Genomic DNA, 6,540 nt, shown 5'->3' on the forward strand with positions numbered 1-6,540 from the left:
GAGACCGTCGTCGGGCCGTGCCGCGAGGACACCGCATCCTTACGGCGCCTCCCGCACCCCGAACGCCTCCGCGTCCCACGTTCCGGACAGCCGTGCCGCCAGCCAACTCGACGCGGCGGTACGGAAGTCGGCCGGAGGCAGTGCGGCCACCCCTGCGGGCACCGCGCCCAGCAGGGGCGCCCCGGCCACTTCCGGCAGGTCCGCCACATTGCAACGCGACGCAAGGTCGGGCGTGTTCGGCCAGCTGCCGATCACCACGCCCGCCAACTCAAGCTCGCGGGCGCGGAGTTCACGGGCCGTCAGTTCCGTCGTGTTGAGCGTGCCCAGGCCCGCCGACGCCACGACCAGGACCGGCGCCCCGAGCAGCGCCGCCGCGTCCGCGAGCGTGCCGCCCTCCGCGTCGAACCGGACGAGCAGCCCGCCCGCCCCTTCCACCAGCACCAGATCGTGCTCGGTGGCGAGCTTGGCCGCGGCCTCGGCGACATCCCGCGGACGTACCGGCGCCCGCCCGGCCCGCCGCGCTGCCGTCGCCGGTGCCAACGGGTCGGGATAGCGGGCGAGTTCGGCCGTCGTCACGGCGCCCGCGAGCCGCGCGACCTCCGCCGCGTCCCCGGGCTCGTCCGGCCGTACCCCCGTCTGTGCCGCCTTCAACACGGCCACCGAACGACCGGCGGCCAGCGCCGCGGCGGCAACCGCGGCCGTCGTGACCGTCTTGCCGACCTCCGTGCCGGTCCCCGTGATCACCAGTACCGACGACATGTCATCCCTCCCGAGCGGCCGCGCACACCGCGTCCGCGATCCGCGCCAGATCCGCGTCCCCGGTCACATACGGCGGCATCGTGTAGATCAGGTCGCGGAACGGACGCAGCCACACGCCCTCGCGCACCGCCGCCTCCGTGGCCGCCTTCATGTCGACGTCGTGGTCGAGCTGCACGACCCCGATGGCGCCCAGGACGCGGACGTCCCGCACGCCCGGCAGCTCACGCGCCGGTGCCAGTCCGTCCCGCAGCCCCGTCTCGATCCGTTTGATCTCCGCCTGCCAGTCCTGGCCGAGCAGCAGCTCGATCGAGGCGCAGGCGACGGACGCGGCGAGCGGGTTGCCCATGAAGGTCGGGCCGTGGGCGAGTACCGGGACCTCGCCGCGCGAGATGCCGTCGGCCACGCGCGCGGTGCACAGGGTCGCCGCCATCGTCAGGTAGCCGCCGGTCAGGGCCTTGCCCACGCACATCACGTCCGGCGTCACGGCCGCGTGGTCCGCCGCGAAGAGCGCGCCCGTCCGCCCGAATCCGGTCGCGATCTCGTCGAACACCAGCAGCACGCCGTGCGCGTCGCACGCCTCGCGCAGCACCCGCAGATACGCGGGGGAGTGGAACCGCATCCCGCCCGCGCCCTGCACCACCGGCTCGACGATCACCGCGGCCAGTTCGTCGGCGTGACGCTCGATCGCCGACCGCAACTGGTCGGCGTACGCCTCCTCGTACTCGGCCGGTGGCGCGTCCACGAAGACCTGGCGGGGCAGCACCCCGGACCAGAGTTCGTGCATCCCGCCCTCGGGGTCGCACACCGACATCGGCTGCCAGGTGTCGCCGTGGTAGCCGCCGCGCCAGGTCAGCAGGCGCTGCTTCGCGGGGCGGCCCAGCGAACGCCAGTACTGGAGGCACATCTTGACCGCGACCTCGACGGACACCGAGCCCGAGTCGGCCAGGAAGACATGCTCAAGGCCCTCAGGTGACATGTCGACAAGGTGCTTCACGAGTCGGACCGCGGGCTCGTGCGTCAGGCCGCCGAACATCACGTGGCTCATCCGGCCGAGCTGCTCGTGCGCGGCCTCGTTGAGCACCGGGTGGTTGTAGCCGTGGATCGCCGACCACCAGGACGACATGCCGTCCACGAGCTCGTCCGTGCGCCCGTCCGCCCCGCGCACCCTGAGCCGGACCCCGCTCGCCGACTCCACGACGAGCGGTTCCTGCCGGCCAGGCATCGGCCCGTAGGGATGCCAGACGTGCCGCCGGTCGAGCTCCAGCAGTTCGGCGACGGACAGGCCGGGCGGGGCGGGCAGGTCAGGCATTGGGCGCGAGATCCGTTCCGGCACCACGGCGACGGACGGAGACCAGGTCGGTACGGGGTTCGTTCAGTCCGGCCGCGGCTGCGGACGCAGGTACGGGTTCGGCAGCAGCCGTACCGCAGACTTCGCCACCCGCGTGCGACCCGCACCCGGCGCTGTCGCCGTTCTCGTGGGACCCGCAGCCGCCGCCCGCGTGCGAGCCGCAGCCCCCGCCCGCCGTCGCCCGGTGCTCCGGCAGGGTCACCTGGTCGGTGCCCTCCACCTCGAAGCCGGCGTCCGCGATCATCTCCAGGTCGGCGTGGCCGGCCTGGCCCTCGCTGGTGAGGTAGTCGCCGAGGAAGATCGAGTTGGCCAGGTTCAGGGCCAGCGGCTGCATCGTGCGCAGGTGGACCTCGCGGCCGCCCGCGATGCGCACCTCGGCGTCCGGGCACACGAAACGGACCATCGCGAGGATGCGCAGGCAGCGCTGCGGAGTGAGGTTCCACTCCTTGGAGAGCGGGGTGCCCTCCATGGGGATCAGGAAGTTGACCGGAACCGAGTCCGGGTCGAGGGCGCGCAGCGAGAACACCACGTCGACCAGGTCCTCGTCGGTCTCGCCCATGCCCGCGATCAGCCCGGAGCAGGCGGACAGCCCGGCCGCGTGCGCCTTCTGCACGGTGTCCACGCGGTCGGCGTAGGTGTGCGTGGTCGTGATGTCCCCGTACGTCGCCTCGGACGTGTTGAGGTTGTGGTTGTACGCGTCCGCGCCGGCCGCCCGCAGCCGCTCGGCCTGGCCGTCGGAGAGCAGGCCGAGGCAGGCGCACACCTCGACGTCCTCGTTCTGGTCCTTGATCGCCTTGATCGTGTCCGAGACCCGGTCCACGTCACGGTCGGTCGGTCCGCGCCCGGACGCCACCAGGCAGACCCGCTTGGCACCTCCCGCCAAACCGGCGGCCGCCGCCTTCGACGCCTCGTCCGGCTTGATCCAGGTGTACTTCAGGATCTCGGCCTTGGAGCCGAGCCGCTGGGAGCAGTAGGAGCAGTCCTCGGGACACAGTCCTGACTTCAAGTTGACGAGGTAGTTGAGCTTCACCCGGCGGCCGAACCAGTGCCGGCGCACCTTGCCGGCCGCGGCCACCACATCGAGCACGTCGTCGTCGGAAGTGGCGAGGACGGCAAGGGCCTCCTCGCGGGTCGGCAGCTCGCGCCGAAGCCCCTTGTCCACCAGCGTGTTCAGCAGGTCCATGAGAGCCGATCCTGTCCTACGGAGCAGCTTCCGGCCAAGGAGAGTTCGTACAACGAAGAGACTTCGTCGTGTGTGTCTTGCCACATCATGGGTGGCTGGACCTGCGGTTAGTGTCTGTCCACTGCCTACAAAAGCCCGGAGGAGCCATGGCGTTCGGCTGGATCGACGAGCAGGCGCTGCTGCGCCGCCGCGCCGGGCTCGTACGGACCCTGCGCCCGCGCCCGGCCGACTCCCCGCTCCTCGACCTCGCGAGCAACGACTACCTGGGTCTCGCCCACCACCCCGAGGTCGCCGAGGGCGCGGCGCGGGCCGCGTACACCTGGGGCGGCGGCTCGACCGGGTCGCGGCTCGTCACCGGGACGACGGAGCTGCACACGGAGCTGGAGCGCGCGCTGGCCGACTTCTGCGGCTTCGAGGCGGCGCTGGTCTTCTCCTCGGGGTACGCGGCCAACCTCGCCGCGGTCACGACCCTGGCCCCGCACGGCTCGCTGATCGTCTCCGACGCGGGCAACCACGCCTCCCTCATCGACGGCTGCCGGCTGGCCCGGGGCACCACGCAGGTGGTCCCGCACACCGACCCCGAGGCCGTGCGCAAGGCGCTGCGGACGCACGAGGGGCACGAGGGCGCGGCGGTCGTCGTGTCCGACACGGTCTTCTCGGTCGACGGCGACGCGGCCCCGCTCGCGGCACTCGCCGGGGTGTGCCGGGAGCACGGCGCGGGACTGCTGGTCGACGACGCGCACGGACTCGGCGTCCTCGGGGACGGTGGGCGCGGCGCCCCGCACGCGGCGGGACTCGCGGGCGCCGACGACGTGGTCGTGACGGTCACGCTGTCCAAGTCGCTGGGCAGTCAGGGCGGAGCCGTCCTCGGGCCCGCGCGGGTGATCGACCACCTGATCAACGCGGCCCGCACGTTCATCTTCGACACGGGCCTGGCCCCCGCGGCGGCGGGCGCCGCCCTGGCGGCTCTGGGGCTGCTGCGCCGGGAACCGGAGCGGGCGGCACGCGCGCGTGCGGTGGCCGCCGAACTGCACGCACGACTGACCGCCGCGGGGCACGAGGCGGTACGCCCCGACGCCGCGGTGGTCTCCGTGCGCGCGCCGTCCCCGGAGGGGGCCTTGCAGTGGGCGGCCGACTGCCGTGCCGCGGGGCTCGTCGTGGGGTGCTTCCGTCCCCCCTCCGTGCCCGACGGCATCTCACGGCTCAGGCTGACTGCCCGCGCGGACCTCTCCGAGGCGCAGATCGAACGCGCTGTAGGTGTGATCGGCGAAACGCGACCATGAGTCGGCGTGACACGGCCGTGCACCACCGGATGCGGAACTGATCAGGTCCTGGACACGGAACCGATCAGGCGTCGAACGCGGCCGTGAAGCCCGCCCAGCTCTCGGGGGAGAAGAGCAGGACAGGTCCTGTCGCGTCCTTGGAGTCGCGCACGGCGAGCAGCCCCGCCCAGGGGCCGGAGCGCGGCAGCGCCGTCTCGACGCAGTTGTTGGCTCCGGTGCTGTAGCTGCTGCGCAGCCACCGCACACCGTGCAGATCGGTACTGGAAGGAACGTTCCGAGGCAGTGCTGACATGGTGCCTCCTTACGCGCCGTCACCTATCCCGGCGATGTAATCCAACGAGTCCTCGGGTGAAAGGGCATAGATCTGAAGGGTGTTGAAGGCCTCGATGTAGGCCTGGAGGTCTTCTTTCCGTTCGAGGTAGAGGCTACTCGTCAAGTGGTCGAGAACAACCACGTCCAGATCAGAAGTGCTCGAAAATGAGAAGACAACGAAAGGCCCGGTGACGCCGACATGCGCCCCGGCGGTGAACGGCAGTACCTGAAGCCGCACTTGAGGCAGGCGCGCGGCCTCGATGAGCCGTGCCAGCTGGCGTGACATGACGTCAGGGCCGCCGATCTCCCGGCGCAGCACCGCCTCGTCCAGGATCGCGCTGAGTTTCAGCGGCGGATTCGAACGCAGGACGTCCTGTCGGGCGAGCCGCACCTCGACCAGCGCGTCGAGCCGTTCGTCGTCCAGACCTCCGACGGCAGCCCTGGTCACCGCCCGCGCGTACTCGGGCGTCTGCAACAGCCCGGGCACCACCGAGGTCTCCAGTGTGCGCATCGCGCTCGCCTGGGACTCCAGACTGATGAAGTCGCGGTACGTCGTCGGCAGCACCCCGCGGTAGGCGTGCCACCAGTGGTGCCGGCCGCCGCCCTCGTCGGAGCCCGCCAGCATCTGGAGCATCTCCCGCAACTGCGGATCCGAGACCCTGTAGGCGTCCAGCAGTAACCGCACATCGGCCGGTTTCACACCGCTGGCGCCGGTCTCGATCCGGCTCACCTTCGACTGGTGCCAGCCCACCATCCGGGCCGCCTCACCACTGGTGAGCCCCGACCCGGTGCGCAACAAACGCAGTTCGGCGCCCAGCTTCCGGCGGCGCACCGCGGGTCCGTGCTGCATGGGTCACTCCTTACTCCTTCCGGGCCGCCCAAATACGGTCTCCCGTCGTAGAGTTCACCGCTTTGAGCGACAGATATATGCATATCTTGGTGGATCGCCACCCGTGACCGGCGCGGTAATGGCAGTCTGGCGACGAAGCACCAGTCCGGGACCGTACTCGAACCATCCGCTCTGTGTCGGACCCCGGTCCCGCGGGAAAGGGACGACGTCGCCATGGCAGACCACCTGGAAGCATCCGTCACTCTGCCGAGCGAACCCGCTTCGGTGGCCACCGCCCGCGGTTATGTGGTCTCGACGTTGGCGGAGTGGGGTCTGCCCTCCGACACCGAGGTCGCCGACACCGTCCGGCTCATCGTCTCCGAACTGGCCACCAACGCCGTACAGCACACCTTCGGCCAGTCACCCACCTTCACGGTGGACATCGTGCTGGACCGTGACGAACAACTGCGCATCGGGGTGACCGACAGCCACCCCCGGTTTCCCAAACGCCTGCCGGCCGCCGTCCAACAGGACAACGGCCGGGGCATGGTGATCATTCGTTGGCTGGCCGCGGAGTGCGGCGGCCGGCTGCGGGTGCGGGCCACTCCGGAGGGCGGCAAGACGGTCTCCATCGAACTTCCGTGGACCGTACCGGCGCGGCCGGTCACGACCGCGGGAACGCAGGAGCCGTAGGGCCTGTGTCGTGCCCCGCGGGGGCGACGGCGTGTCATCGGGGCTTGCGGCGCAGATTGCGGCGGATCTTGTCGCCGAGCAGGTGCCGCAGCATGCGCTGCGCCATCTCGATGTCGACGACGGTGCCGCCGGA

General features: G+C 71.2%; 7 protein-coding genes. 2 read left to right on the plus strand and 5 right to left on the minus strand.

Going from position 1 to position 6,540, the window contains the following annotated elements; all coding sequences use genetic code 11:
• Positions 1-39: 39 nt before the first annotated feature.
• From bioD to bioB, 3 genes are read right to left on the minus strand one after another with little or no spacing between them, the layout of a single operon-like run.
• Positions 40-759 (minus strand): dethiobiotin synthase, encoded by a 720-nt coding sequence (gene bioD / locus ACWDR3_RS36360; RefSeq protein ID WP_450356835.1) that lies wholly within the window; start codon positions 757-759, stop codon positions 40-42.
• Position 760: 1 nt separating this feature from the next.
• The gene (locus ACWDR3_RS36365) at positions 761-2,068 is read right to left on the minus strand and encodes an adenosylmethionine--8-amino-7-oxononanoate transaminase (RefSeq protein ID WP_450356836.1); all 1,308 of its coding nucleotides are present in this window, start codon (positions 2,066-2,068) and stop codon (positions 761-763) included.
• Positions 2,061-3,290 (minus strand): biotin synthase BioB, encoded by a 1,230-nt coding sequence (gene bioB / locus ACWDR3_RS36370; RefSeq protein WP_450356837.1) that lies wholly within the window; start codon positions 3,288-3,290, stop codon positions 2,061-2,063. Before bioB ends, ACWDR3_RS36365 begins: the two co-directional genes overlap by 8 nt.
• 146 nt (positions 3,291-3,436) lie before the next feature.
• On the opposite strand from bioB, the gene ACWDR3_RS36375 reads away from it, so the two are divergent.
• Positions 3,437-4,573, plus strand: a complete 1,137-nt coding sequence (locus tag ACWDR3_RS36375) for an 8-amino-7-oxononanoate synthase (protein ID WP_450356838.1) — start codon at positions 3,437-3,439, stop codon at positions 4,571-4,573.
• Positions 4,574-4,637: 64 nt separating this feature from the next.
• Here ACWDR3_RS36375 and ACWDR3_RS36380 read toward each other — a convergent pair whose 3' ends face one another.
• Complete coding sequence (locus ACWDR3_RS36380; protein WP_450356839.1) at positions 4,638-4,865, minus strand: DUF397 domain-containing protein; 228 nt, start codon at positions 4,863-4,865, stop codon at positions 4,638-4,640.
• Positions 4,866-4,874: 9 nt separating this feature from the next.
• Entirely contained in the window at positions 4,875-5,735 is an 861-nt protein-coding gene (locus ACWDR3_RS36385) for a Scr1 family TA system antitoxin-like transcriptional regulator (RefSeq protein WP_124000606.1), read from the minus strand.
• Positions 5,736-5,948: 213 nt separating this feature from the next.
• On the opposite strand from ACWDR3_RS36385, the gene ACWDR3_RS36390 reads away from it, so the two are divergent.
• A complete protein-coding gene (locus tag ACWDR3_RS36390; RefSeq protein WP_450356840.1) occupies positions 5,949-6,407 on the plus strand; it encodes an ATP-binding protein in 459 nt (152 codons plus the stop codon).
• The last annotated feature ends 133 nt before the right edge of the window (positions 6,408-6,540 follow it).

Source organism: Streptomyces sp. NPDC001002 (assembly GCF_053599215.1).